Genomic DNA, 25,860 nt, shown 5'->3' with positions numbered 1-25,860 from the left:
GCGCGTCATGAAACTGAGCGATTTCGACTTCGATCTGCCAGAAGGGCTGATCGCGACCCGTCCGGCGGTGCCGCGCACCGCTGCGCGTCTTCTTGTCGCCGAAGGTGATCGGATCACCGATGCGGTCGTCTCGCATATCACCGATTTCCTGCGACCCGGTGACCGCCTGGTGCTGAATGACACCCGGGTGATCCCCGCGCGGCTGAGCGGGCTGCGCCACCGCGCCAGCGCGCAAGGTGAGACGCAGGCCAGGATCGACGTCACGCTGCTGGAGCCGCGCGCCGATGGCACCTGGGCCGCGCTGATCAAACCGCTGAAGAAGGTGAAGCCGGGGGAAGAAGTCGTCTTCTCCGCCGATCTGCGCGCGACCTTGCAGGGCGCCCGTGACGGGCAGGGGCATCTGCTGTTCAACCTGACGGGCGATGACTTCGATGCCGCGCTGAACGCCGCGGGCGCCATGCCCTTGCCACCCTACATCGCGGCGAAACGCCCCGCGGACGCGCAGGACCTGGAGGATTATCAGACCGTCTTTGCGCGTAACAAAGGAGCCGTCGCCGCGCCGACCGCCTCGCTGCATTTCGACGAGGCGCTGCTGCGGGCCATTTCCGATCATGGCGTCGATTTCACCCATGTGACCCTGCATGTGGGCGCCGGCACCTTCCTGCCGGTGAAGGTCGACGATCTGACCACACACAAGATGCACGCGGAATGGGGCCAGGTCAGCGCTGGGGCCGCCGCCGAAATCGCGGCAACCAAGGCCGCCGGTGGCCGGGTCATCCCGGTGGGCACCACCGCGCTGCGCCTGATCGAGACGGCCGCCCGCGACGGGCAGATCGCTCCTTGGGAGGGTGACACGGATATCTTCATCTACCCCGGCTTCCGGTTTCAGGTCACCGACGCGCTGATGACCAATTTCCACCTGCCGAAATCGACGCTGATGCTGCTGGTCTCCGCCCTGATGGGGCAGGCCACCGTGCGCCGCATTTACGATCACGCCATCGCCGAGGAGTATCGTTTCTTCTCCTACGGCGATGCCTCGCTTCTGATCCCGGAGTAAGCCAATGGTCTCAAAGCGACCCACGACGTCGCGCACGGGCGTGACGGGCCCGGCCGCCTTCGGCAAGCAGGGCCCATCCCGCGACCCCAGCCCAGCCGGAGGAAGAGATGCTTCAGGTTCTGACTAGCGCATGGGCGCTCCTGCTGGGGATGTCGCTGTTGATGGTCGGCAACGGCATGCAGGGCACGTTGCTCGGCATCCGCGGCGAGATCGAAGGGTTTTCCACACTCGAGATGTCGATCGTGATGTCGGCCTATTTCGTGGGCTTTCTCGGCGGCTCGCGCATGGCGCCCGGCATGATCCGCCGCGTGGGCCATGTGCGCGTCTTCGCGGCGCTCGCCTCGCTGATCTCGGCGGTGATGATCCTTTACCCCACGATCACCGAGGTCTGGCTCTGGACCCTTGGCCGCGTGCTGATCGGGTTCTGCTTTTCCGCCGTCTACGTGACCGTGGAAAGCTGGCTGAACAACATCGCCACAAACGAGAACCGCGGCCAGGCGCTGTCGCTCTATATGATCGTGCAGACCGCGGGCATCGTGCTCAGCCAGGCGCTGCTGCTGACAGCCGATCCATCCGGCTACGTATTGTTTGTGATCCCCTCGATCCTCGTCTCCATCGCGATCACGCCGATCCTGCTGTCGATCAGCCCCACCCCGGCCTTCGAGACGACCAAACCGATGAGCCTGCGCGAGCTTGTCGGCTATTCGCCGCTCGGCTGCGTCGGCATGTTCCTGCTGGGCGGCGTCTTCTCGGCGCAGTTCGGCATGGCCTCGGTCTATGGCGCGAAGGCCGGGCTGAGCGTGGCCCAGATCTCGACCTTCGTGGCGATGTTCTTCGTCGGCGCGGTACTGCTGCAATATCCCATCGGTTGGATTTCGGACCGGATGGACCGGCGTTTCCTGATCCTGATTGTCTCCGCCGCGGGTGCGGGCGGCTCGGCGCTCGGCATGGTGCTGGGGGGGCAGTTCACGCTGCTGCTCGTCTCGGCCTTTGTGGTCGGCGGCATGTCGAACCCGCTCTATTCGCTGCTGATCGCGCATACCAACGACTTTCTGCAACACGAGGATATGGCCGCCGCGTCCGGAGGCTTGATCTTCATCAACGGCCTCGGCGCGATCCTTGGCCCGATCATCACCGGCTACATGATGGACGTGGTAGGGCCGGGGGGCTTCTACCTCTTCACCGGCATTCTCTTCACCGCACTGGTCTTCTATGCGGCCTATCGCTCGACCGTGCGCAAATCCATCCCCGTCGATGAGACCGGCGCCTACGTTGCGGTTGCGCCCTCATACTCGCCCGTGGCCATGGAATATGCTCAAGAATACGCCATCGAGTCGGAATTGAGTGAGGAAAATGTCACAAAGGAGCGCTGAAGACGCAAGTGGAGGTTGAATGTGTCGTAATGATGCAAAATGTGACTAGGACAATCTTGGAAACCGAACGTAACATATCCACATGGTGTGTTGATAAGGAGTGTAGAGTGATGGTTGGTCCCGAAGAGATCCTGAGTTTCTGGCTGGACGAAGTTGGGCAGGAGGATTGGTACAAGCAGTCCGACGCGCTCGACGCGGCGATCCGAAGCCGGTTTGAGGACACTTGGCGTGCCGCCTGCGAGGGGCGCTTCTCGCTCTGGCTGACGTATCCGTCCGGCGCCCTTGCTTACATCATTCTGATGGACCAGTTCTCGCGCAATATGTTCCGCGGATCGGCAAAGGCCTTCGCAAGCGACAAGGTTGCACTGGCTGCGGCGAAATCGGCAGTCGACAAGAATTGGGACCTCAAGATCGACGAGCCGGCGCGACAGTTCTTCTACCTGCCGCTGATGCATTCGGAAAACCTCTGCGACCAGGATCGCTGCGTGCGACTGATGTGTGAGCGGATGCCGCAGCACGGCGCGGAGAACCTGTTGCATGCCCAGGCCCACCGCGCCGTGATCCGCGAGTTCGGGCGCTTCCCCTTCCGCAACGCCGCGCTGTCCCGCACGCCGACTCAGGCCGAGGCCGAGTTCACTGCGCGCGGCGGCTATGGTGAGATTGTCCGCACGCTGGAGCTGGCCAAGGCGGCCTGACCCCTTCCTATCTGCATGACGTCCTTACAGAGCGCGCATATGTCGCGCGTCCCTTCGTGTTGCCGCCTGCCCGGGTTTAGTTTAATGGTAAACTATATTCTGGGAGCAACACGCGAGGACATGTCATGGCTGCGAAATCCTTTGATCTGATTGTGATTGGCGCGGGGCCCGGCGGCTATGTGGCCGCGATCCGCGGCGCACAGCTGGGGATGTCGGTGGCCATTGTCGAACGCGAGCATCTGGGCGGCATCTGCCTCAACTGGGGCTGCATCCCGACGAAGGCGATGCTGCGCTCCTCGGAAGTCTTCCACCTGATGCACCGCGCCAAGGAATTCGGTCTGAAAGCCGACAACGTGGGCTATGACCTCGACGCGGTGGTCAAGCGCTCTCGTCAGGTGGCGGGCCAGCTCTCGGGCGGCATCGGCCACCTGATGAAGAAGAACAAGGTCACCGTGGTGATGGGGGAGGCCACGATCCCCGCCAAGGGCAAGGTCAGCGTGAAGACCGAGAAGGGCAGCGAAGACCTCACCGCCAAGAACATCGTGCTGGCCACCGGCGCGCGGGCGCGAGAGCTGCCGGGGCTCGAGGCCGACGGCGATCTGGTCTGGACGTACAAACACGCGCTGCAGCCCAAGCATATGCCGAAAAAGCTGCTCGTGATCGGCTCGGGCGCCATCGGCATCGAATTCGCCAGCTTCTACAACACGTTGGGCGCTGACACGACCGTGGTCGAGGTGATGGACCGCGTGCTGCCCGTCGAGGACGCCGAAATCTCTGCCTTTGCCAAGAAGTCCTTCGAAAAGCAGGGCATGAAAATCATGCAGAAGGCGATGGTCAAGCAACTCGACCGGGGCAAGGGCAAGGTCACCGCCCATATCGAAGTGAGCGGCAAGGTCGAGAAACACGAGTTCGACACGGTGATCTCTGCCGTGGGCATCGTCGGCAATACCGAAGGGCTGGGGCTGGAAGCGCTCGGCGTGAAGGTCGACCGCACCCATGTGGTCACGGACGAGTTCTGCCGCACCGGCGTCGACGGGCTATACGCCATCGGCGACATCGCCGGTGCCCCCTGGCTCGCGCATAAGGCGTCGCACGAGGGCGTCATGGTGGCCGAGCTGATCGCGGGCAAGAACGACGTGCACCCGGTCAAACCAGAGAGCATCGCGGGCTGCACCTACTGCCACCCGCAGGTCGCCTCCGTCGGCTATTCCGAGGCGAAGGCGAAAGAGCTCGGCTACGAGATCAAGGTGGGCCGCTTCCCCTTCATCGGCAACGGCAAGGCCATCGCTCTGGGCGAGCAGGAGGGCATGATCAAGACGGTCTTCGATGCCAAGACCGGCGAGCTTCTGGGCGCCCATATGGTCGGCGCCGAGGTGACCGAGCTCATCCAGGGCTACGTGGTGGGCCGCCAGTTGGAGACGACCGAAGAGGACCTGATGAACACCGTCTTCCCGCACCCGACGCTCTCGGAAATGATGCACGAGTCGGTGCTCGACGCCTACGGCCGCGTCATTCACATGTAAGGCACGCCCGCGCGATCCAAGTGGAAGGGGCGGGGCGGGAGGCTTAGAAAAACTGACTGGACGCCCGGCATCCGCTGGGCCATAGCTGACCGGGCTGGGGCAGTCCCGGCGGAGATCTTCACACATGCAGGCCGATCACTCGGATCAGACAACCCCCTGGGGTCTCGTTCTTGCGCTCTGGGGTGCGGGCCTCGGCGCGGCAGCGCAATACGGCAAGTTCAGTGCGATTTTCGACCAGTTGCCGCAGATCTACCCGGGGGCGGGCGCGGCGCTGGGGTTGATCGTGTCGATTGTCGGGCTGCTGGGGATCTTCCTTGGCGTGGTCGCGGGGGTGATGGTCGCGCGGATCCGCTATCGTCGGGCGCTTTTGTGGGCACTCTGGGTCGGCGCGGCGCTGTCGCTCTTTCAGGCGCTGCTGCCGCCGCTGCCGTGGATGCTGCTCAGCCGCGCGCTCGAGGGGTTGTCGCATCTGGCCATTGTCGTGGCCACACCGACGCTGATCGCGCAGATCTGCGCCCCGAAAGATCGCGGCTTTGCGCTGACGCTCTGGGGCACGTTCTTCGGTGTGGCTTTCACCATTCTGGCGTGGCTCGGCCTGCCGCTCGTGACCCTCGCGGGGATCCCTGCGCTGCTTGCGGCGCATGGGCTCTATATGGCAGGGTTCGCGCTGTTGTTGAGCCAGCGGCTGAGGGCGCTGCGGATCGAGGCACCGGCAACGACGCTCTCGGTGCCACAGGTTCTGCGGAATCACGTCGAGATCTACCGCTCGCCTTACATCTCCGCGCCGGCCATCGGCTGGCTCTTCTACACATTCTGTTTCGTCTCCATCCTGACCGTCCTGCCCGTGTATATCGCCCCGGAGTCCCGGGCCTTCGTGATGGGCGCCATGCCGCTGATCAGCATTGCGTCTTCAATGACCCTGGGCGTTGCCCTGCTGCGGATCATCTCTGCGGTCCATGTGATCCTGATCGGCTTTGCCGGCAGTGTGGCGGCGACCTGCTGGCTCTGGCTCGCGCCCGGTCTGCCTGTGGCCTGTCTTGCGCTGGCGGCCACCATGGGCCTGATCCAGGGGGCGAGCTTCGCCGCGGTGCCACAGCTCAACACAACGGCCGCAACGCAGGCCCGGGCCAATGGCGCGATCGCCCAGACCGGCAACATCGGCAACACCCTCGGAACGCCAATTATGGCGATCACCACAGGCAGCCTCGGCTACGCCGGATTGCCGCTTCTGGCAGGCGCGGCCTTCGCGCTCGGCGCGATTGCGCATCTCACTCTTGCCAGGAAACGTCAGCAGGCGTGAAGTTCCCTCTTCGTTCTCATTTTTTCATTGGCACGCCCGGGCATTCCGCCTATGTCTAGCGAGTGAACCGGGGGCGTCTGATGGCTGAGCTGAAACACATCCAAGTGCGCGGCGCGCGCGAGCACAATCTCAAGAGCATCGACGTGGATATCCCGCGCGACAAACTCGTTGTGATTACAGGGCTTTCGGGCTCGGGCAAGTCCTCGCTCGCCTTCGATACGATCTATGCGGAAGGCCAGCGCCGCTACGTCGAATCGCTCTCCGCCTACGCGCGGCAGTTCCTCGACATGATGCAGAAGCCGGATGTGGACCATATCGCCGGTCTCTCGCCCGCGATTTCGATTGAACAGAAAACCACCTCTAAGAACCCGCGCTCGACCGTTGGTACGGTGACCGAGATCTACGACTACATGCGGCTGCTCTTCGCCCGCGTCGGCACGCCCTACAGCCCCGCCACCGGCAAGCCCATTGAGGCGCAGCAGGTGCAGGATATGGTCGACCGGATCATGGCAATGGAGGAGGGGACGCGCGCCTACCTGCTCGCCCCGATCATCCGCGACCGCAAGGGCGAGTACCGCAAGGAATTCCTCGAGCTGCGCAAGCAGGGCTTCCAGCGGGTCAAGGTGGACGGGTCCTTCTACGAGCTCGATGAGCCGCCCACGCTCGACAAGAAATTCCGCCACGACATCGACGTGGTGGTCGACCGCATCGTTGTTCGCGAGGGGCTGGAGACGCGACTCGCGGATTCCTTGCGCACGGCCCTCGATCTGGCCGATGGGATCGCCGTTTTGGAAACTGCGCCAAGCGAGGGCGACCCCGAACGCACCACCTTCTCCGAGAAATTCGCCTGCCCGGTCAGCGGCTTCACCATCCCCGAGATCGAGCCGCGCCTCTTTTCCTTCAACGCGCCCTTCGGCGCCTGCCCGGAATGTGATGGCCTCGGGGTCGAGCTCTTCTTCGACGAGCGTCTCGTGGTGCCCGACCAGAACCTCAAGATTGCCGATGGCGCGCTTGCCCCCTGGCGCAAGGGCAAGAGCCCGTACTTCCTGCAAACCATTGAAGCCATTGCGAAACACTACAAGTTCAAGCAATCCACGAAGTGGAAAGACCTGCCGGAGAAGGTGCAGCAGGTCTTCCTCTATGGCTCCGGCGAGGAGGAAATCGCCTTCCGCTACGACGAGGGCGGCCGCGTCTATCAGGTGACCCGCACCTTCGAAGGCGTGATCCCGAACATGGAACGCCGCTACCGCGAGACCGACAGCAACTGGATCCGCGAGGAGTTTGAGCGCTATCAGAACAACCGCCCCTGTGGCGCCTGCGGCGGCTACCGGCTGCGCGAAGAAGCGCTGGCGGTGAAGCTCGGCCCCCTGGGCAAGGGCCTGCATGTCGGCCAAGTGGTGGAGATGTCGATCCGCGAGGCCTTTGACTGGTGCGAGACGGTGCCCGACCACCTGACCCAGCAGAAGAACGAAATCGCCCGCGCGATCCTCAAGGAAATCCGCGAGCGGCTCGGCTTCCTGAACAACGTCGGCCTTGAGTATCTGACGCTCAGCCGCAATGCGGGCACCCTCTCGGGGGGCGAGAGCCAGCGGATCCGGCTGGCCTCCCAGATCGGCTCCGGCCTCACCGGCGTGCTCTACGTGCTGGACGAGCCTTCCATCGGGCTGCACCAGCGCGACAACGACCGGCTGCTGCACACGCTGAAGAACCTGCGCGATCAAGGCAACACGGTGATCGTGGTGGAGCACGACGAGGAAGCGATCCGCGAGGCGGACTACGTCTTCGACATCGGCCCCGGTGCCGGCGTCCATGGCGGCGAGGTGGTGGCGCAAGGCACGCCCGCAAAGATCGCGGCGTCGAAGACATCGATCACCGGGCAGTATCTGACCGGCGCACGCGAAATCCCGATCCCTGCCGAGCGGCGTAAGGGCAAGGGCAGGTCGGTGCAGGTCGTCGGGGCCACCGGCAACAACCTGCAAAGCGTGACCGTCGATTATCCTTTGGGCAAATTCGTCTGCGTGACAGGCGTCTCAGGCGGCGGCAAATCCACCCTGACGATCGAGACGCTCTTCAAGACCGCCTCGATGCGGCTCAACGGCGCGCGGCAGACGCCTGCGCCTTGCGAGACGATCAAGGGCCTGGAACATCTCGACAAGGTCATCGACATCGACCAGCGGCCCATCGGGCGTACGCCACGCTCGAACCCGGCCACTTACACCGGCGCCTTCACGCCGATCCGCGACTGGTTCGCCGGGCTGCCTGAAGCAAAAGCGCGCGGCTACAAGCCCGGGCGGTTCAGCTTCAACGTGAAGGGCGGGCGCTGCGAGGCCTGCCAGGGCGACGGGGTGATCAAGATCGAAATGCACTTCCTGCCGGATGTCTACGTGGAATGCGAGACCTGCAAAGGTGCGCGCTACAATCGCGAGACACTGGAAATAAAGTTTAAAGGCAAGAGCATAGCAGACGTTCTTGACATGACGGTTGAAGATGCACAGGCATTCTTTTCCGCCGTTCCGTCAATCCGCGAGAAGATGGATGCGCTGATGCGCGTGGGCCTCGGCTACATCAAGGTGGGTCAGCAGGCCACGACGCTCTCGGGCGGTGAGGCGCAGCGCGTGAAGCTCTCCAAGGAGCTGTCAAAACGCTCGACGGGCCGCACGCTCTACATCCTCGATGAGCCGACCACGGGCCTGCACTTCGAGGATGTGCGCAAGCTGCTGGAGGTGCTGCACGAGCTGGTCGATCAGGGCAACTCGGTGATCGTGATCGAGCACAACCTCGACGTGGTGAAGACCGCCGACCATATCATCGACATCGGCCCGGAAGGGGGTGACGGCGGTGGTCAGATCGTCGCCACGGGAACGCCCGAAGAGGTGGCGGAGGTGGCGGGCAGCTATACCGGGAAGTATCTCAAGCCGATGTTGAAGCAGGCAAAGCGCGTCGCCGCGGAGTAGCACTGCCGCCGATGTCTTGGCGGGACCGGGTCGAAAAACAGGCAGCGGGGCCGATGTGAGACGTTACTCGTAGCGACGGTCCAGCTCGAACGACTGTCCATCTGCCGTGCCGATCCTGTCGGCATAGATCTCGCGTGGCATGTCGTCGACCACGCCGTGCACTGTGACCGCCACCCCAGAGGTGACAGGCATCGCATTTGGCCCGATGTAGACCGGAATGCGACCGGTATGATCCTTGAGGATGAAGGTATCCTCGTCGGTGATCCGCTCCACCACGCCGCTGACGGTGACGCGGGTTTCGGCGGTGATGCTCTCGATGGTGCTTCCGGCGACAACCGAGCTTGGTGCCGCAAGCGCGATACATGTGATCCAGACGGAATGACGCATCGGCTTAGTCAAGCGCGAAGCCGAGCAAAACCAGCACGACAATCGCCGCTGCTGCAAATGCCCAGCCGGGGGCTGTCAGGGTCATGTCTGTGCGCAACTTTGCAAGGATCGCATTGATGTTGGTGACGGCGGGTTTACGGTCGTCCATTTGTGCCTCCTAAGTCTGACGGTTACAGTCAGGATTTGGGGGCGGGCAGATGGAATACAAGAGCGCCGCACCTGGTTTTCGCAGCGCACAAACTGGATCGGCGGAAGCTCACCGGCCGGCCGTCATTCCCGGCGTCGCGTTGCGAAGCGCGGCAGCATCGCGGAAAAATCCTTGCCGCGTCCGTCTTCCTCCTCGACAAATCGGCGATAGAGTTCGAAGGCCCGCGCGCCCATCGGTGTATCCGCATCGACGGCCTCAGCGGCTTGCTGGGACAGGCCGAGGTCCTTCAGCATCAGTTCCGCCGCGAACCCGGGCTGGTAGCCGTTGTCGGCAGGGCTCTGCGGTCCGATACCGGGAGCAGGGCAGTAGGCGTTCATCGACCAGGAGTAGCCGGACGAGGTGCTGACCACGTCGAACATCTTCTGCCGGTCGAGGCCCAGCTTGTCCGCGAGCGCAAAGGCTTCGCAGGTGGCAATCATGGTCGCACCCAGGATCATGTTGTTGCAGATCTTCGCCGCCTGTCCCGCACCGGGTCCGCCGCAATGCACGGCCTTCTGGCCCATGATCTCGAAGAGGGGCTCGGCCGTGCGAAAGCCCGCCTCGGAGCCACCGGCCATGAACGTGAGCGTCCCTGCCGCAGCACCGCCGATCCCGCCGGAGACCGGTGCATCGACACACAGGATCCCACGCGCCGAAGCTAGGTCGGCCACCGCGCGCGCGCTTTCCACCTCGACGGTGGAACAATCGAGCAGGAGCGTGCCTTCGGCCATGGCCGGCAGGACCTCCGCCGCAACCGCGCGCAGAATCTGACCGTTGGGCAGCATGGTGATCACGACATCGGCGCCCTTCGCCGCCGCGGCTGCCGTCTCGGCCATGGTCACACCCTCGGCCGCGGTGACGGCGGTGTCGAACCCCGTGACCGCGCACCCCGCCTTGGCCAGGTTCGCCGCCATCGGGGCGCCCATGTTGCCCAGGCCGATAAAGCCGATCTTGCGTGTCTGCATCTTGTCCTCCTCCAGCGTCAACGCGTGTTTCCCCAAAGGCATCAGCATCTTGCTGACCGCCGCCGCCGGCACCTTCTGATCGGGATATTGCCAGGCTGGTTGGCGGTCCTTGTCGATGATGGCGGCGCGGATGCCTTCAAGAAAGTCGCCGTGCTCCATCGCGCGAGAGGTAAAGCGGTACTCCAGCTCAAGCGCTTTGGGCAGGCTCAGAGACGGTCCGCGCAGGCGGTGCAGCATCTCGATGGTACAGGCCATGGAGAGCGGGCTGTTTCGGCCCATGGCGTCCGAGGCCTTTGCTGCGAAGTCGCTTTCGCCGGTGCGCAGGCTGTTGAGGATGTCAGCCAGCCTTTCACCGCCAAAGTGCCGGTCGATCTCATCCTGCGCGGCTTCCACCGCGCCCGTCGGTGGAGCTGTCGCAGCGTCGGTCAAGGCGTCGAGCGGTGTGCCGGCCTCGAGCTCTGCGATCAGGCCCGGCCAGTCGCTCATGTCGATGTAGAGATCGGCAAAGCCGGCGTAGATCGCGTCAGCCGCGGACATGCGAGTGCCTGTTGTGCCCAGGTACTCGCCCAGGCGTCCGGGGGCCAGCGCCAGCATGAGGGACCCACCCACGTCGGGCACAAGGCCGATCCCGCACTCTGGCATGGCGATCTGGCTGCTCTGCCCGACGATCCGATGCGAGCCGTGGCAGCCGATCCCGACACCGCCCCCCATGGTGAAGCCCTGCAGAAAGGAAACCACCGGCTTGGGATAGCTGAAGATCTTCGCATTCAGCCGGTACTCGTCGGCCCAGAACCGGCGCCCGTAGCTGAAATCGCCCGCTGTCCCGGTCTGGTACATCTCTGCAATATCGCCGCCGGCGCAGAAGGCGCGGTCGCCTTGTGAATCGATCACGACACAGGCGACCTCCGGATCTGACCGCCACCGGTCAAGCGCGGCTTCGATCGCGAGGCACATCTCGTAGGTCAGGGCGTTCAGGGCCTTGGGCCGGGCCAGTGTGATCCGGCCCGTCGTCCCAATGGTTCGAATGTGGATATCGGTCATATGGGGCGCAGACGTGTTCGTGTTGGCGACAAAGACCGGGCGGCGTGTCAGGCCGCCCGCCGGAAGCTATTCCATCACCGGAATGGAGAACTCGCCACCTTCCTTGATGCCCGAGGGCCAGCGCGAGGTCACCGTCTTGGTGCGCGTATAGAACTTGAAGGCGTCGGGCCCGTGCTGGTTCAGATCGCCGAAGACCGATTTCTTCCAGCCGCCAAAGGTGTGATAGGCCAGTGGCACCGGGATCGGGACGTTGATCCCGATCATGCCGACGTTGACGCGGTTGGCGAAGTCGCGTGCCGCGTCGCCGTCCCGCGTGAAGATCGCTGTGCCATTGCCGTATTCATGGTCCATGGCGAGGCCGAGCGCCTCCTCGTAGCTCTGCGCACGCACGGTGGAGAGCACGGGGCCAAAGATTTCGGTTGTGTAGATCTCCATGTCCTTCGTGACATGGTCGAAGAGGTGCGGGCCCACGAAGAAGCCCTCCTCATAGCCTTGCAGGCTGAAATCGCGCCCATCGACCACCAGCTTCGCCCCCTGGTCGATCCCGCTCTGCACGAGCCGCTCGATATTGGCCTTGGCGGCACCTGTTACGACGGGGCCATAGTCGATATCATTGCCGGCGGTGTAGGGGCCCACCTTCAGCTTCTCGATCCGCGGTACAAGCTTCTCGATCAGCCGGTCTGCGGTCTCGTCGCCCACCGGCACGGCGACCGAGATCGCCATGCAGCGCTCGCCCGCAGCGCCATAGCCTGCGCCCACCAACGCATCCGCCGCCTGGTCCATATCGGCATCGGGCATGACGATCATGTGGTTCTTGGCGCCGCCGAAGCACTGCACGCGTTTGCCCTGCGCGCAGCCGGTGCCATAGATGTACTCAGCAATCGGGGTGGACCCCACAAAGCCGATGGACTGGATCACCGGGTCGTGCAGGATGGCATCCACCGCCTCCTTGTCGCCGTTCACCACTTGCAGAACGCCTTTCGGCAGGCCCGCTTCTTCCATGAGTTCCGCCAGCATCAAGGGAACAGACGGGTCACGCTCCGACGGTTTGAGGAGGAAGGCATTGCCGCAGGCGATGGCGGGTGCGAACATCCACATGGGGATCATCGCGGGGAAGTTGAAGGGGGTGATTCCTGCCGTGACACCAAGGGGTTGGCGCATGGAGTACATGTCGATGCCGGGGCCTGCGCTATCGGTATATTCGCCTTTCAGAAGCTGGGGCGCGCCGATGCAGTACTCCACCACTTCGAGGCCGCGTTGCACATCGCCTGCGGCATCGGGCAGCGTCTTGCCGTGCTCGCGGCTGAGCGCTTCGGCCAGCTTGTCCATGTCCCGGTTCAAGAGGTCCACGAACTTCATGAGCACCCGCGCGCGGCGCTGCGGGTTCACGGCGGCCCAGGCGGGTTGGGCTTCGACGGCATAGGCCACGGCCCGTGCCACTTCCTCCTTGGAGGCCAGAGGCACCTTGGCCTGGACCTCGCCGGTGGCGGGGTTCATCACGTCTGCAAAGCGGCCCGATGTGCCGTTCACATGTGCGCCGTTGAGATAATGGGTGAGCTCTTGCATCGTTATCCTCCGCCAAAATATGCGCCCTGCCGGGTTCGCGGCGAGCATAGTCTTGCAAAAAGGCGGGTGGAAGAGGGAAGGTGGCAAAGTCGTTTTGTGTTTTTGCAAAACGACCGGGCAGGGGTGTCGGGGGAGATCGACGAAACAATGGATGCGAATTGGGACGATCTGCGCCTTTTTCTTGCCGTCGCGCGGGAGCAATCGCTGTCTGGCGCAGGCAAGCTTTTGCGGCTCGATCCGGCGACGCTGGGCCGGCGGATGCAGAGGCTCGAGGCGGCTCTGCAGGCGACGCTTTTCGTGAAGTCACCGCAAGGCTATGCGCTGACGGATGCGGGCCAATCGCTGCTCGCGCGCGCGGAAGCGGTGGAGCGGGCGATGCGCAGTGCGGTGGCCGATCTGCCAGCCGCCACCGCAGGGCTGAGCGGTCAGATCCGCATCGGCGCGCCCGATGGCTGTGCAAACTACCTGCTGCCACAGGTCTGTGCGGCGATCTCTGATCAGAACCCCGACCTCGACGTGCAGATCGTCGCCCTGCCGCGGGTTTTCAACCTGTCACGGCGCGAAGCCGATATGGCCGTCGCGGTCAGCGCCCCCACGGCGGGGCGGCTCGTGGTTCAGAAGATCACCGACTACAAGCTGCACCTCGTGGCCTCGGAGGCCTATCTCGCTGCGCACCCGCCCATCGATGACATGCAGGATCTGCAACGGCATCGGGTGGTGGGCTACATCCCCGACATGATCTTCGACCGCGAACTTGACTACCTCAGCGATCTCGGGCTCGCCCGGGTGCCGCTGGCGTCGAATTCGGTTTCGGTGCAGATCAACTGGATCCGGCAGGGCGGCGGGATCGGAATTGCCCATGACTTCTCGGTCCCGGCGATGCCGGGCGTGCGGCGCATCCTGACCGACAAGATCGGCCTGACCCGGTCATTCTATCTCATCCGGCACGCGGACGACCAGCGTAACCCGAGGTTGAGCCGCTTTGCCCAGGCGCTGACCGCAGGTTTGCGCGCAGAAGTTCTTCGGCTTGAAGCGTTGGCTTGACTTGGTGCAACTTTGCGGGGACGCTGAACCTGTCTCAACACGTCTTAAGGAGGTGCGGCATGTTGGTGTCCCAAATTCTGAAAACCAAGGCCTTACATGACATTGTGACGGTATCTCCGGCCACTTTGGTAAGCGAAGCGGCGAAGATTCTGTCGGAGAAGCGGATCGGGACGGTCGTCGTCTCGCGGGATGGCACCAACGCGGATGGTATCCTCTCGGAGCGGGACATCGTGCGCGAGATCGGCGCGCGGGGGGCCGGCTGCCTGTCACGCCCTGTTGAGGACATCATGACGACCAAGCTGGTGACCTGCGGCAGCAACGACGCCGCGGACAGTGTCCTGCAGAAGATGACCGACGGCCGTTTCCGGCACATGCCGGTACTGGAGGGGGGCAAGCTGGTGGGGGTCATCTCGCTCGGCGATGTGGTGAAGGCCAAGCTGATGGAACTGTCGATGGAGAAAGACGCGCTGGAAGGCATGATCATGGGGCATTGATGCTGCGCGGGCGTTAACGCCTTGCATTTGTCGGGCTGAAATGGTCGGTTGGCCGGAATATCCACGACAGGAGAGCCCACATGCGCGTTGGCCTCTATCCAGGCACCTTCGATCCGATCACCCTGGGCCATATCGACATCATCCGACGCGCCGCAGTCCTTCTGGACCGGCTTGTGGTGGGTGTTGCAATCAATCGTGACAAGGGTCCGCTCTTCGACCTCGAAGACCGCGTGGCGATGATCGAAGCGGAATGCGCTGAACTCGCACAGCAGACCGGCATCGAGATCGTGGTGCATCCGTTCGAGAACCTGTTGATCGACTGCGCGCGCGACGTGGGCGCCCAGATCATCGTGCGCGGCCTGCGCGCGGTCGCCGATTTCGAGTATGAATACCAGATGGTCGGCATGAACCGACAGCTCGATGACACCATCGAGACGGTCTTCCTGATGGCCGAGGCCGAGCACCAGGCCATTGCCAGCAAGCTGGTGAAGGAGATCGCCCGGCTTGACGGAGATATCAGCAAATTCGTCACGCCGCAGGTGCGAAATGCCCTGCTGTCGCGTTTGGGCAAGGCCTAGAGCACTTCGCCTCGAACTTGAACCACCTATCGCTGCCTGATTTCAATGAAATCAACGCGATAGGTTGTCTCAGGCTGGAGGCGACCCGCTCTAGAGCAGATGCCCCATTCGTGCGGCGACCTCGAGCAGTCGGTTGGAAAACCCCCATTCGTTGTCATACCAGGCCAGCACGCGCACCCAGGTCCCGTCCTGCACCCGTGTCTGGTCTTCGGCGAGCGTGGCGCTGGCGGCGGCCTGCTTCAGGTCGGACGACACCAGTTTCCGGTCGGTGGTTGCGACAATGCCCGAGAGCGCGCCCTGCGCGGCGGCGCGAAACGCTGCGTTTACCGCCTGCGCGTCCGTTGCCGCAGCCACTTCGACCGACAGATCGATGCAGGAGACATTCGGGACCGGCACGCGGATCGCCTGACCGGTGATGCGCCCGGCCAGATCGGGCAACACCTCTCCTAGCGTCTGGGCCGCACCCGTGGTGGTGGGGATCATCGAGACCGCCGCACCGCGGGCGCGATAGAGATCGGCATGGGGCGCATCGTGCAGGCTCTGGTTGCTGGTGTAGCAATGCACGGTGGTCATCATCCCGCGCCGGATCGTGAAGGCGTCATGCAAGACCTTCACGATGGGCACGAGGCAGTTCGTCGTGCAGGAGCCGTTCGAGATCAGCAGATCATCCGCGACGATCGTATCGGCATTCACGCCTTCGATGATGGTCTTCGCGGCCCCCTTGGCCGGGGCGGAGAGCAGCACGCGCCGGGCGCCGCGCTTGAGGTGGGCCCGCGCGCGGATCGGGTCGGTGAACCGCCCGCTGCACTCCAGCACGATGTCCAGATCGGGCCAGGTGATTGCATCCGGTTCCGGCACCGAGGTCATGCGCATGGGGCCTTTGCCCAGGTCCAGACCGTGTTCGGAAAAGCGCAGCGGCCCGCGGTAGGGTCCATGGGTCGAGTCGAACTCGAAGAGATGCGCGAGCGTCTCGGCCGGCGCCGGGTCGTTTATCGCGACAACCTGCATGTCGTCCCGCGCGTTTTCCATGAGCACCCGCAGCGCCGTGCGCCCGATGCGGCCAAATCCGTTGATCCCAAGCCTGAGTGCCATCGTCGGTCTTTCGTATGTCGCAGATCGCGGCGGCGGCAGCGCGGTCTGGCGTGGTGTCCTATCTCCAGAAGGAGAGCCATTCAATCAGATCGAGAAGTTTTTTCCCAATGAAGACAACGTGCTCCGTGCCGAAGAGCAGCATGTCGACCATCACGAACCCGGTGATCAGCACCCCCAGGACAAGCGCAATGCGGTTTGTCATGCGACGTCTTCCCTGCCCGAAATCCCACGGTGGCTGACGCCGCCGTGCGCCATGGTATGACAGCCTGTTTCGGGACCCGCAAGGCGGGTTAGGGGGTGCGGTCAGCCCAGATGGCCCATGCTGACCGCCACATCCGCCATACGTGCGGAGAATGCCCATTCGTTGTCGTACCACGCCAGCACCCGCACGGTGCGCCCGCCGACCACCTTGGTCTGGTCCGGGGCGACAATGCAGCTTTGCTCGGTATGGTTGAAGTCGATAGAGACCTTGGCCTCGGGGTCATAGGCCATCACGCGCGACATCGGGCCGTTGACGGCGGCCTCAAGGGCAGCATTGACCTCCTGCACCGTCACGTCGCGCGGGGCCTCGAAGGTCAGATCAACGGCCGAGACATTGGGCGTGGGCACGCGCATGGCCGTGCCATCGAGCTTGCCCGCGAGATTGGGCAGCACCTCGCCCAGGGCCTTGGCGGCCCCGGTGGAGGTGGGGATGATCGCCATGGCGGCGGCACGGGCGCGGTAGAGGTCGTCGTGGCGGCGGTCCAGCGTCGGCTGGTCGCCGGTATAGCTATGGATCGTGGTCATGATGCCACGCTCGATGCCGATGGCCTCGTCGAGCACCTTGGCCATCGGTGCAAGGCAGTTGGTGGTGCAGGAGCCGTTGGAGACGACCGCATCGCTCGGCAGCAGGTCGCGGTGGTTCACACCGTAGACGATGGTCCGGTCGACGCGCTTGGCGGGCGCCGAGATCAGCACCCGTTTCGCGCCGCGCCCGATATGAGTTCTCGCGGTGTCGCCGTCGTTGAACTTGCCGGTGCATTCCAGCACCACGTCGACGCCGGTCCAGTCGAGTGCGTTCATGTCATAGGTCGACATCATGCGGATCGGGCCTCGGCCCAGATCGAGCGAATTGGCGCCCACCACCACGTTGCCGGGGAAGCGGCCATGCACCGAGTCGTATCTGATCAGATGCGCGGCGGTCTCGATCGGCCCGGTGGCGTTGATGGCGACCACGTCGATGTCGTTTCGGCCCGAGGTTGCGATATGCGCCAGCGTGCACCGCCCGATACGCCCGAATCCGTTAATACCGACTTTGATGGTCATGATCACTCTCCAAACCCAACAGATGCGGCCTCTATAGCCGGAAATGCTGCACTGCGTCATGGTTAAAATGACGTGTTTTCCGCGTGTTAGCGATAAACCTCGGGGCCGGACCGTCACAAGGCTGTCATGTGAGCGCAATCATGGGCGGATTGCCAAAGCCGAACCATCGCTCTACCTCTGCGGTGCACCGGGAGTCGGCGGAAGGAGAACGGGATGAGCGGGTTACTCGCGTTGCTGGACGACGTGGCAGCCATTGCCAAGGTGGCAGCGGCCTCGGTTGACGATGTGGTGGGGCAGGCGGCCAAGGCGGGTTCGAAAGTTGCCGGTGTCGTGATCGACGATGCCGCCGTGACGCCGAAGTATGTGACGGGCTTCGAGGCCGACCGTGAACTGCCGATCATCTGGAAGATCACCAAGGGCTCGCTCTTCAACAAGATGGTCGTGCTGATGCCGGCGCTCTTGCTGCTGAACACCTTTGCACCCTGGGTCATCACGCCCTTGCTGATGCTGGGCGGGGCGTATCTGTGCTTCGAAGGGGCCGAGAAGGTCTTTCACTGGCTCTTCCCGCATGGCGACGCGCATGTGGAGAAGGATATGTCGGTCGGCGATCCGCTGCATCTCGAGGAAACGCGGGTCAAGGGTGCCATCAAGACCGATTTCATCCTCTCGGCCGAGATCATGACGATCATCCTGTCGAACATCGAGGCCGACAGCTTCTGGTTCGAAGCGGCGACGCTGGCCTTTGCCGGCGTCGCGGTCACCGTCTTCGTCTATGGGGCCGTGGCGCTGATCGTCAAAATGGATGACGTCGGTGTCTGGCTGGCGGCAAATGGTCGGACCGATGGTGGCCGTGCGCTCGGGGCGGGGCTGGTCAAGGGCATGCCGAAGCTTCTGAAGCTTCTGACCGTGGTGGGCACGGCGGCGATGCTCTGGGTTGGCGGCTCGATCATCATCCACGGCTTGGACGTCTTGGGCATGCCCTGGCTCTATGATGAAATTCACCACATTGCCGTTGCGATCTCACCCAACTCCGGTTTTGGCGAATGGCTGGTGACGGCGATCTTCGACGGGATTTTCGGGCTGGTGCTGGGGATGCTGCTGATCCCCGTGGTCACCCGGGTGGTCGCGCCGCTCTTCGCCGCTGTGAGCGGACGGGACCGGGTGCCGCACTAACGGCGGCACCCCTCCGGTTAGACCAGCGGGCTTGGGGCCCATTTGCCGTCGAGCAGGTCGCGGACTTTCTGTGCAACCGCCTCGGCAGTGATGCCGAACTCCTCGTAGAGCTTGGCCGCAGGCGCCGAGGCGCCGAACTCGTGCATGCCGATGAAGCCCGACTTCTCGCGGCGCCCCCGCTCACCAAAGAGCCAGCGGTCCCAGCCGAAGCGGATGCCTGCCTCGACGGCGACCCGCACCGGGCCGCCCGGCAACACGCGCTTGCGATAGGCGTCATCCTGCGCCTCGAAGAGCTCCCAGCAGGGCATGGAGACGACGCGCGTGCCGATCCCCTCGGCGTGCAGGAGATCGCGGGCAGCCATGGCGATTTCCACTTCCGAGCCGGTGGCCAAGAGGATCGCCCGACGCTTGCCCTCGGCGTCCGCCAGCACATAGGCGCCCTGGGCGGTCAGGTTCTTCGTCTTGTGCTCGGTGCGGACCGTGCTGAGGCCCTGGCGGGTCAGCGACAGCACCGAGGGGGTGTCCTTCGAGGTCAGCGCCAGCTCCCAGGCTTCCGCCGTCTCGACGGTGTCGGCGGGGCGGAAGACGTGCGTGTTCGGCGTTGCCCGGCTGATCGCGAGGTGCTCCACCGGCTGGTGCGTGGGGCCATCTTCACCGAGGCCGATGCTGTCATGGGTCATGACGAAGACCGTGGGGATCTTCATGAGGGCTGCCAGCCGCATCGACGGGCGTGCGTAGTCGGTGAAGCACATGAAGGTGCCGCCATAGGGGCGGATGCCGCCGTGCAGCGCCATGCCGTTCATCGCCGCCGCCATCCCGTGCTCGCGCACGCCCCAGTAGACATAGCGCCCGTTCCGGCTGTCCACGTCGAAGACGCCGAGATCGGCTGTCTTGGTGTTGTTGGACCCGGTGAGATCGGCCGAGCCGCCCACGGTCTCCGGCATCACCGGGTTGATCACCTCCAGCACCTTCTCCGAGCTCGCGCGTGTGGCGAGTTTTGGCGCGGCCTCGGAGGTCTGTTTCTTGAAGGCCTTGATCACCGCGCTGAGTTTCTTGGGCACCTCGCGGGCGTATGCGCGGTTGAAGGTCTCGCGCTTGCCGCGGGGCAGCGTGTCGAACCGTTCTTCCCAGGCGCGGCGCGTCTCGGCTCCGCGGGCCCCGATGGCCTCCCAGGCGGATTTCACCTCGGCAGGGACCTCGAAAGGCCCGGTCTTCCAGCCATAGGCTTCTTTCGCGGCCAGCAGCTGGTCCGCATCGGTCAGCGCGCCGTGACCCTTGGAGGTGTCCTGTGCGGCGTGTCCCAGGGCGATATGGGTCTTGCAAGCCACCATGGTCGGCTTGTTGCCCTTCTTGGCCTGCGTGAGCGCCGCGTCAATCGCCTCGGGGTCATGGCCGTCGATCTCGAGCACCGCCCAGCCTGCAGATTTGAAGCGCATCACCTGGTCGGTGCGGTCGGCCAGCGTCACGGGCCCGTCGATCGTGATGTTGTTGTTGTCCCAAAGCACGATGAGCTTCGATAGCCGGTGCCGCCCCGCGAGCGTGATCGCCTCCTGGCTCACGCCTTCCATCAGGCAGCCATCGCCCGCGATCACATAGGTATAGTGGTCGACGACCTTCTTGCCGTATGTGGCGCGTTGGATCTCCTCGGCCATGGCGAAGCCGACGGAGTTGGCGATGCCCTGGCCGAGCGGGCCGGTCGTGGTTTCGATGCCCGCCGCATGGCCGTATTCGGGGTGGCCGGCGGTGCGCGAGCCCCATTGGCGGAAGGCCTTGATCTCGTCTAGAGTCATGTCCTCGTAGCCGGTGAGATACAGCAGCGCATAAAGCAGCATCGAGCCGTGGCCCGCAGACAGGATGAACCGGTCGCGATCCGGCCAGTTCGGCTGCGACGGGTCGAACTTCAGGTGTTTCTCGAACAGCACCGTGGCCACATCCGCCATCCCCATCGGCATGCCCGAATGTCCTGAGTTGGCGGCGGCCACGGCGTCTAGCGTCAAGGCGCGGATGGCGGTGGCCTTGGCCCAATGATCGGGGTGCGCGGTTGCGAGAGCTTTGAGATCCACGAAGAAGGTATCCTTTGTCCGTCGAGCGCGCCCTTGCCGGGCGCTGGTCTGCTGGTCGGGCCAGCGCTTCAGCGCTGCATATCAGCCGCCCCGCAAAGATCAAGGGCGGGCCGCGGGTTTGCAGACCCCATCGCTTCAACAGTGGCGGCCAAGCGCTTGATCCCAAAGCACAGCATAATTGTTGCCTTTGCGGATTGCCGTTAATCTTCCGTCAATCCGGTGCGATTCGGCCGTGTTCGAATGCGGGCGATGCGCCGGGAGCGATAAAATGAGGTGGGTATGAGCGAAATCGAAGACTTGCACAGCCGGATCATGGCCGCGATGGACCGCGTGGCACGCGGCCTCGACACCCTTGGCCCGGCGGGCGGCGATGAGGTCGCGACCCTGACCCAGGCGCTCGAGGAAGAGAAGACAACCAACGCCCAGTTGACCGAGCGCATCCGCGTGCTGGGCGAGCGCCATGACGAGGCGCTTGCAGACCTGCAGGCGAAGGCGGTCGAGACGGAAGAGCGTCTCAAACGGTTTGATCTGGAATTGCAGCGGTTGCGCCGGGCCAATGGTCAGCTTGCAGAGGCCTGCGAGGCACTGCGGGCGGCAAATGCCGAAGGTGTGGGCGAGCCGCATCTGATCAACACGGCGATGATGGCCGAGCTTGAAGCCCTGCGCGCGGCCCGTGCCGCAGAGATCGCGGAAGCCGATGAGATCATTGCCGCGCTGACGCCGCTGCTGGATGCGGCGCCGGCAGAAGCAGAGGAGGCGAGCTGATGCCCGAAGTGACGATTCTGATCGGGGGCCGCCAGTTCGACGTCGCCTGCCAGGCGGGCGAGGAGCACTATCTGCAGACAGCGGCGAAGATGCTCGACGATGAGGCCCAGGTGCTGGCGGATCAGGTCGGGCGGATGCCCGAGGCGCGGATGCTGCTGATGGCGGGGTTGATGCTGGCCGACAAGACCGCGAGCGTCGAAGACCGCGTCGCCGAAGTGCAGGCGAAACTGACCGCCTGTGAGGCGGAGCTCGCAAATCTGCGGGAGACGCGGGCCCAGCCCGAGCGCATCGAGGTGCCGGTTGTGCCGCAGGCCGTCAGCGATACGCTGGCCGAGCTGGCCGCGCGGGCCGAGGCTCTGGCAGCTTCGGTCGAGGAAAAGACAAAGGCCTGAGGCCTTTGCTCCTGGCGTAGCGTCGGATACCGGCCGCTCGACGAAAGGGGGGCGCCGCCGCCGATCCCTCTCCTATGGCGCGTGATCAGCCGTTGGCTTCGCGGATCTTGTCCGCGGCGTCCTTGTCGAATGTCACGCCGTTTTGCTCCAAGAGCGTGTCCAACTCGCCCGAGAGCGTCATCTCGGTGATGATGTCACATCCGCCGACGAATTCGCCCTTCACATAGAGCTGGGGAATCGTCGGCCAGTCAGAGAACTCCTTGATCCCCTGCCGGATCGACTCATCGGCCAGGACATTCACGTCGGAAAACTCCACGCCCATGTAGTTGAGCACGCCTGCGACACGGCTGGAAAACCCGCATTGCGGCATCTCCTTGGTGCCTTTCATGAAAAGCACCACATCGTTTGCATCAATGGTCTTTTTGATTTCTGTCGCTGTGTCTGTCATCGCGTCTCGCCTTCTTTCGGGTTGTAGGCGCGGTGGTACCGCGCGGCATAGGTTTCATCGTCCGGGGGCGCAGTCACCGCTGTCTCGGCGCCCTCCGGGGAAAGGGCCCGGGTCTGGTGGGGCGCAAAGGGGTTGCTTACGCGCTCCAGCGCCGCATTCCGCCGGTTGACGGCGTCGATCTGCGCCAGATCCATGGCTTCAAGGCCTAGTGGCGCGGCGCTGTTCACGTCGATACTGCGTTGGGGCTGGCGGTAGGCCAGCGGGCGCCGCGGTTCACGTCGGAAAGGCCAGCTGATCCACTGCCAAAGCGCCATAGGCTCAATCCGGCGCCCGAGTCGTCAGCGCCAGCGCATGCAACTCGCCGTTCGAGCCGTCCATCTTGCCCTTCAAGGCGGCGTAGACCGCCCGTTGCTGCTGAACGCGGTTCTTGCCGCGAAAGCTTTCATCGATCACCATCGCGGACATGTGCACCCCGTCGTTGCCTTGCACCTCGATGGTTGCATCGGGAAAACTGGCGCGCAGAAGGTCTTCAATTTCCTGGGCGTGCATGGGCATGCGGCAGCTCCGTCATTCAGTCTTCCCTCAGATGTAAGCGGCAGGCGGGACGGGGACAAGATGCCAAATGGTCCATCCTGACAATCCGCTGCTTGCGCTGTCATTTTGGAGCAGACAAGCCGTCCACGATCAGGAATAGTCTCGCCGCGAGGAGGAGGAGTGCTATGGACGTTTTCGAGAATGCACCCGAACAGGCGCTGGCCTGGCACGAGGACGGGCGTGGCGCGGTTCTCGCCACTGTGGTTGAGACCTGGGGATCGGCGCCCCGCCGGGTCGGCGCGCAGCTGGTGATTTCCGGCGACGGCGAGATGCAGGGCTCCGTCTCGGGGGGCTGCGTGGAGGGCGCCGTGGTTCTGGAGGCGACCGATGCGCTGGAGAAAGGTGAACAGCGTCTGCTGGATTACGGGGTCAGCGATGGCGATGCCTTCGCGGTGGGTCTCGCTTGCGGCGGGACGATCCGCATTCTTGTCGAACCTGTCGGCGCGGTGCTGCCCGCAGGCCTGCTCCGCGATCTGATGGAGGCCCGCGCCGCACGCCAGCCGGTGGCCTATGAGGTCAATCTGACCACCGGGTCGCGCCGCCTGGTCCGGGACAGCTACCCAGAGCGCTTCGCGATGGATCGCTCGGGCTTCGAGACCGAGGGCGAGGTCTTCGTCGCCATTCACAACCCGCCGCTGCGGCTGGTGATCGTAGGCGCGGTGCACATCGCGCAGGCGCTTGTGCCGATGGCGCGGATCGCGGGCTATGACCCCTACATCGTCGATCCGCGCGAAGCCTTCGGGTCGGAAGCGCGCTTCCCCGGCGAGCGGATCCTGTCCGACTGGCCGGACGAGGCGCTCGACGCGATCGGGGTCGACAGCCGCACCGCGGTCGTGTTGCTGACCCATGATCCGAAGCTTGACGATCCGGCCCTGCTGATCGCTCTGCGCTCGGAGGCGTTCTACATCGGCGCTCTGGGCTCCAAACGGACACATGCCTCTCGCATGCAGCGCCTTGGCGAGGCGGGGATAGACGCCAGTCGGCTGGAGCGCATCCACGGACCCATCGGGCTCGATATCGGGGCCGCTGGGCCGCCCGAGATCGCGGTGGCGATCTTGGCCGAGATGACGCGCGTGCTGAGGCGCGGGGCGTGAAGTTCGGCCCCGTCGCGACGGCACAGGCGAAAGGCGCAGTGCTGGCGCATTCGGTGGCACTTGGCGCGCGCCGCCGCTTGCGCAAAGGGCGCATGCTCGATGCCGATGACATCGCAGCGCTTGCGGAGGCCGGGATCCAGGAGGTGATCGTCGCACGGCTTGTCGCGGGCGATGTGATCGAAGACGAGGCGGCGCGCCGCCTTGCCGCAGCCCTTGTTCCCGATCCGGACGGGCAGCACCTTGAGGTCACCAAGCCCTTCACGGGCCGGGTCAATCTGCTCGCCGGAGCGGCCGGGGTCGTGGTGCTGGATGTGGCAGCCCTCGAAGCGGTGAACCGGGTGCACCCGATGATCACGCTCGCCACCGTCCCGCCGTATCAGCAGATGGCCGCCCGCGGCATGGTCGCGACGATCAAGATCATCTCCTACGCGGTGCCCGCTGCGGCTCTGGAGGCCGCCTGCGCGCTGGCACGCTCCGCGATCCGGCTCGCGCCGCCGGTGGTGGATCAGGTGCGGCTGATCATCACCGATATCCCCGGCGGGGCGGGCACGAAAGGCCAGGCGGCGATTGCCGACCGGGTGGCAGCCTTCGGCCTGGAGCTTGCGCCGCCCACGGTTGTCGCGCACCAGGCGGCCGCCCTCGCCGACGCGTTGCGCAAGGATGCGCGCGGGCTCACGCTCATCCTGACCGGCTCGGCCACATCTGACATTGACGATGTGGCACCCGCGGCCGTGCGGGAGGCCGGCGGCACCGTCGAACGGTTTGGCATGCCGGTCGATCCGGGCAATCTGCTCTTTCTTGGGCAGTTGGATGCGCAGCCGGTGATCGGGCTGCCGGGGTGCGCGCGTTCGCCCGCGCTCAATGGCGCTGATTGGGTGCTGGCGCGGGTGATGTGCGGCATCGCGGTAAGCGACGAGGACATCGCCGGCATGGGGGTGGGTGGCTTGCTCAAGGAAATTCCGACACGTCCGCAACCAAGGGCGGGCAAGTCTGCGCGATAGCGAAGCACGCCGCAGGCCGTCAGCCCGCTGAGCCGCGCCGCAGTTCCAGGACTTCGGGAAAGGCGGTCATGTCCTCGAAGGTGCAGAAGGCCGGCGGGCGGAGCGGCAGGCGCGGTGCCGCGGCCGTCAGATCGGCGAGGATCGCGGCACATTCCGCGCGCCAGAGCGGCAGCAGCTCATCTGGCAGCCAGGTCGTCGGGTAGGCGAAGGTCATGTGAAAGCCATAGGCATCATGGTCGTCGTGCCGATAGCCGAAAGGCTGCACAAGCGCTTCGCGCCAATCACGCATCACGCGCTCGTCCTCCGCTGTCGCCCCGGCCAGAACGAGGCCTGTGGGCAGAAGGCCAATTGCCCTGACGGAAAAGTCAGGCGGTCCGCTGAAGTCCTCCAGACGTTTGCGCAGGGTCTCGGTCACATCGGCGACCGATGCGTCGCGGTCGATGCCCGCAGGCCAGGCGTCAGCGGTCCGCCGGGTGTCGATGACACCTTCGAAGACGGTCATGTGCAGGCTGCTGACCGGCGTGTAGAGAAACCGCTCCGCGCCCGGCAGTGCGCGCAGCCGCGTCCGGGCGTCAAGCACCGCCTGATGCGCGGGGGTCTCGGTGTCGAGGTGGCACACGACGGTATTGCCGGGCTCCGGCAGGAAGCGCGTTTCGTCATACCTCTGCCCCAGCCGCGCGGGCGGCGCGGGGTTGTTGCTCGCCGCATATTGCGCGATGTCGTCTGATGCCATGATCGAAGAGACCTTTCTCGAATTGCGCGGCACTTC

At 64.4% G+C, this 25,860-nt stretch carries 26 protein-coding genes and 1 pseudogene; 14 read left to right on the top strand and 13 right to left on the bottom strand.

The window, feature by feature from the left end; all coding sequences use genetic code 11:
- Positions 1–7: 7 nt before the first annotated feature.
- The 6 genes from queA to uvrA all read left to right on the top strand — a co-directional run bounded on the left by queA (position 8) and on the right by uvrA (position 8,902).
- Positions 8–1,057 (top strand): tRNA preQ1(34) S-adenosylmethionine ribosyltransferase-isomerase QueA, encoded by a 1,050-nt coding sequence (gene queA / locus MUB52_RS06735; RefSeq protein ID WP_263843428.1) that lies wholly within the window; start codon positions 8–10, stop codon positions 1,055–1,057.
- A 107-nt stretch (positions 1,058–1,164) separates the two neighbouring features.
- Positions 1,165–2,430: an MFS transporter gene (locus MUB52_RS06730; protein ID WP_263843427.1), complete on the top strand. Its 1,266-nt coding sequence runs from the start codon at positions 1,165–1,167 to the stop codon at positions 2,428–2,430.
- A gap of 110 nt (positions 2,431–2,540) precedes the next feature.
- On the top strand, positions 2,541–3,125 hold the full coding sequence (locus MUB52_RS06725) for a DUF924 family protein (protein WP_263843562.1): 585 nt from the start codon (positions 2,541–2,543) through the stop codon (positions 3,123–3,125).
- Positions 3,126–3,250: 125 nt separating this feature from the next.
- A complete protein-coding gene (gene lpdA / locus MUB52_RS06720; protein WP_263843426.1) occupies positions 3,251–4,648 on the top strand; it encodes a dihydrolipoyl dehydrogenase in 1,398 nt (465 codons plus the stop codon).
- Between the two features lie 124 nt (positions 4,649–4,772).
- Positions 4,773–5,948 carry an MFS transporter gene (locus MUB52_RS06715; protein ID WP_263843425.1) on the top strand — a complete coding sequence of 392 codons (1,176 nt, stop codon included), beginning with the start codon at positions 4,773–4,775 and terminating at the stop codon, positions 5,946–5,948.
- 80 nt (positions 5,949–6,028) lie between these two features.
- Positions 6,029–8,902 carry an excinuclease ABC subunit UvrA gene (uvrA, locus tag MUB52_RS06710; RefSeq protein WP_263843424.1) on the top strand — a complete coding sequence of 958 codons (2,874 nt, stop codon included), beginning with the start codon at positions 6,029–6,031 and terminating at the stop codon, positions 8,900–8,902.
- A 63-nt stretch (positions 8,903–8,965) separates the two neighbouring features.
- Here uvrA and MUB52_RS06705 read toward each other — a convergent pair whose 3' ends face one another.
- From MUB52_RS06705 to MUB52_RS06690, 5 genes and pseudogenes are all read right to left on the bottom strand, one after another.
- A complete protein-coding gene (locus tag MUB52_RS06705; protein WP_263843423.1) occupies positions 8,966–9,289 on the bottom strand; it encodes a hypothetical protein in 324 nt (107 codons plus the stop codon).
- A 4-nt stretch (positions 9,290–9,293) separates the two neighbouring features.
- Positions 9,294–9,437, bottom strand: coding sequence for a hypothetical protein (locus MUB52_RS06700; RefSeq protein WP_263843422.1), 144 nt, complete (start codon positions 9,435–9,437; stop codon positions 9,294–9,296).
- 122 nt (positions 9,438–9,559) lie between these two features.
- Positions 9,560–10,441, bottom strand: coding sequence for a 3-hydroxyisobutyrate dehydrogenase (gene mmsB / locus MUB52_RS23980; RefSeq protein WP_318527406.1), 882 nt, complete (start codon positions 10,439–10,441; stop codon positions 9,560–9,562).
- 27 nt (positions 10,442–10,468) lie between these two features.
- A pseudogene (locus tag MUB52_RS23975) lies at positions 10,469–11,482 on the bottom strand (enoyl-CoA hydratase/isomerase family protein); the annotation flags it as partial.
- Between the two features lie 66 nt (positions 11,483–11,548).
- The gene (locus tag MUB52_RS06690) at positions 11,549–13,048 is read right to left on the bottom strand and encodes a CoA-acylating methylmalonate-semialdehyde dehydrogenase (protein WP_263843420.1); all 1,500 of its coding nucleotides are present in this window, start codon (positions 13,046–13,048) and stop codon (positions 11,549–11,551) included.
- A gap of 147 nt (positions 13,049–13,195) precedes the next feature.
- Here MUB52_RS06690 and MUB52_RS06685 point away from each other — a divergent pair, with 147 nt between their 5' ends.
- From MUB52_RS06685 to coaD, 3 genes are all read left to right on the top strand, one after another.
- Positions 13,196–14,092: a LysR family transcriptional regulator gene (locus MUB52_RS06685; RefSeq protein WP_263843419.1), complete on the top strand. Its 897-nt coding sequence runs from the start codon at positions 13,196–13,198 to the stop codon at positions 14,090–14,092.
- Positions 14,093–14,151: 59 nt separating this feature from the next.
- Positions 14,152–14,586: a CBS domain-containing protein gene (locus tag MUB52_RS06680; protein ID WP_263843418.1), complete on the top strand. Its 435-nt coding sequence runs from the start codon at positions 14,152–14,154 to the stop codon at positions 14,584–14,586.
- Positions 14,587–14,666: 80 nt separating this feature from the next.
- Complete coding sequence (coaD, locus tag MUB52_RS06675) at positions 14,667–15,164, top strand: pantetheine-phosphate adenylyltransferase (RefSeq protein ID WP_263843417.1); 498 nt, start codon at positions 14,667–14,669, stop codon at positions 15,162–15,164.
- Positions 15,165–15,254: 90 nt separating this feature from the next.
- Here coaD and gap (MUB52_RS06670) read toward each other — a convergent pair whose 3' ends face one another.
- From gap (MUB52_RS06670) to gap (MUB52_RS06660), 3 genes are all read right to left on the bottom strand, one after another.
- On the bottom strand, positions 15,255–16,256 hold the full coding sequence (gene gap, locus MUB52_RS06670; RefSeq protein WP_263843416.1) for a type I glyceraldehyde-3-phosphate dehydrogenase: 1,002 nt from the start codon (positions 16,254–16,256) through the stop codon (positions 15,255–15,257).
- A gap of 58 nt (positions 16,257–16,314) precedes the next feature.
- Entirely contained in the window at positions 16,315–16,458 is a 144-nt protein-coding gene (locus MUB52_RS06665; protein ID WP_263843415.1) for a hypothetical protein, read from the bottom strand.
- Positions 16,459–16,559: 101 nt separating this feature from the next.
- A complete protein-coding gene (gene gap, locus MUB52_RS06660) occupies positions 16,560–17,561 on the bottom strand; it encodes a type I glyceraldehyde-3-phosphate dehydrogenase (protein ID WP_263843414.1) in 1,002 nt (333 codons plus the stop codon).
- A 213-nt stretch (positions 17,562–17,774) separates the two neighbouring features.
- On the opposite strand from gap (MUB52_RS06660), the gene MUB52_RS06655 reads away from it, so the two are divergent.
- Entirely contained in the window at positions 17,775–18,734 is a 960-nt protein-coding gene (locus MUB52_RS06655; RefSeq protein ID WP_263843413.1) for a DUF808 domain-containing protein, read from the top strand.
- Between the two features lie 17 nt (positions 18,735–18,751).
- On the opposite strand, the gene tkt is transcribed toward MUB52_RS06655, so the two are convergent.
- Entirely contained in the window at positions 18,752–20,797 is a 2,046-nt protein-coding gene (gene tkt / locus MUB52_RS06650; protein ID WP_263843412.1) for a transketolase, read from the bottom strand.
- Between the two features lie 279 nt (positions 20,798–21,076).
- On the opposite strand from tkt, the gene MUB52_RS06645 reads away from it, so the two are divergent.
- Together MUB52_RS06645 and MUB52_RS06640 are read left to right on the top strand one after the other, a co-directional pair.
- Positions 21,077–21,562, top strand: coding sequence for a hypothetical protein (locus tag MUB52_RS06645; protein ID WP_263843411.1), 486 nt, complete (start codon positions 21,077–21,079; stop codon positions 21,560–21,562).
- Positions 21,562–21,954, top strand: coding sequence for a cell division protein ZapA (locus MUB52_RS06640; RefSeq protein ID WP_263843410.1), 393 nt, complete (start codon positions 21,562–21,564; stop codon positions 21,952–21,954). Before MUB52_RS06645 ends, MUB52_RS06640 begins: the two co-directional genes overlap by 1 nt.
- Positions 21,955–22,039: 85 nt before the next feature.
- Here MUB52_RS06640 and grxD read toward each other — a convergent pair whose 3' ends face one another.
- From grxD to MUB52_RS06625, 3 genes are read right to left on the bottom strand one after another with little or no spacing between them, the layout of a single operon-like run.
- The gene (gene grxD, locus MUB52_RS06635; protein ID WP_263843409.1) at positions 22,040–22,402 is read right to left on the bottom strand and encodes a Grx4 family monothiol glutaredoxin; all 363 of its coding nucleotides are present in this window, start codon (positions 22,400–22,402) and stop codon (positions 22,040–22,042) included.
- Entirely contained in the window at positions 22,399–22,716 is a 318-nt protein-coding gene (locus MUB52_RS06630; RefSeq protein ID WP_263843408.1) for a hypothetical protein, read from the bottom strand. Before MUB52_RS06630 ends, grxD begins: the two co-directional genes overlap by 4 nt.
- A 4-nt stretch (positions 22,717–22,720) precedes the next feature.
- Positions 22,721–22,957, bottom strand: coding sequence for a BolA/IbaG family iron-sulfur metabolism protein (locus MUB52_RS06625; protein ID WP_263843407.1), 237 nt, complete (start codon positions 22,955–22,957; stop codon positions 22,721–22,723).
- A 164-nt stretch (positions 22,958–23,121) separates the two neighbouring features.
- On the opposite strand from MUB52_RS06625, the gene MUB52_RS06620 reads away from it, so the two are divergent.
- Together MUB52_RS06620 and MUB52_RS06615 are read left to right on the top strand one after the other, a co-directional pair.
- Positions 23,122–24,090, top strand: coding sequence for an XdhC family protein (locus MUB52_RS06620; protein WP_263843406.1), 969 nt, complete (start codon positions 23,122–23,124; stop codon positions 24,088–24,090).
- A complete protein-coding gene (locus tag MUB52_RS06615) occupies positions 24,087–25,091 on the top strand; it encodes a molybdopterin-binding protein (protein WP_263843405.1) in 1,005 nt (334 codons plus the stop codon). Before MUB52_RS06620 ends, MUB52_RS06615 begins: the two co-directional genes overlap by 4 nt.
- 19 nt (positions 25,092–25,110) lie before the next feature.
- On the opposite strand, the gene MUB52_RS06610 is transcribed toward MUB52_RS06615, so the two are convergent.
- The gene (locus MUB52_RS06610) at positions 25,111–25,824 is read right to left on the bottom strand and encodes a DUF1868 domain-containing protein (protein WP_263843404.1); all 714 of its coding nucleotides are present in this window, start codon (positions 25,822–25,824) and stop codon (positions 25,111–25,113) included.
- Positions 25,825–25,860 lie beyond the last annotated feature (36 nt).

Origin of the sequence: Roseobacter sinensis (assembly GCF_025755255.1) — a bacterium.
Lineage (GTDB): Bacteria > Pseudomonadota > Alphaproteobacteria > Rhodobacterales > Rhodobacteraceae > Roseobacter > Roseobacter sinensis.
The sequence above is the reverse complement of the archived record's forward strand: the minus strand, read 5'-3'. Positions and strand labels throughout refer to the sequence as shown.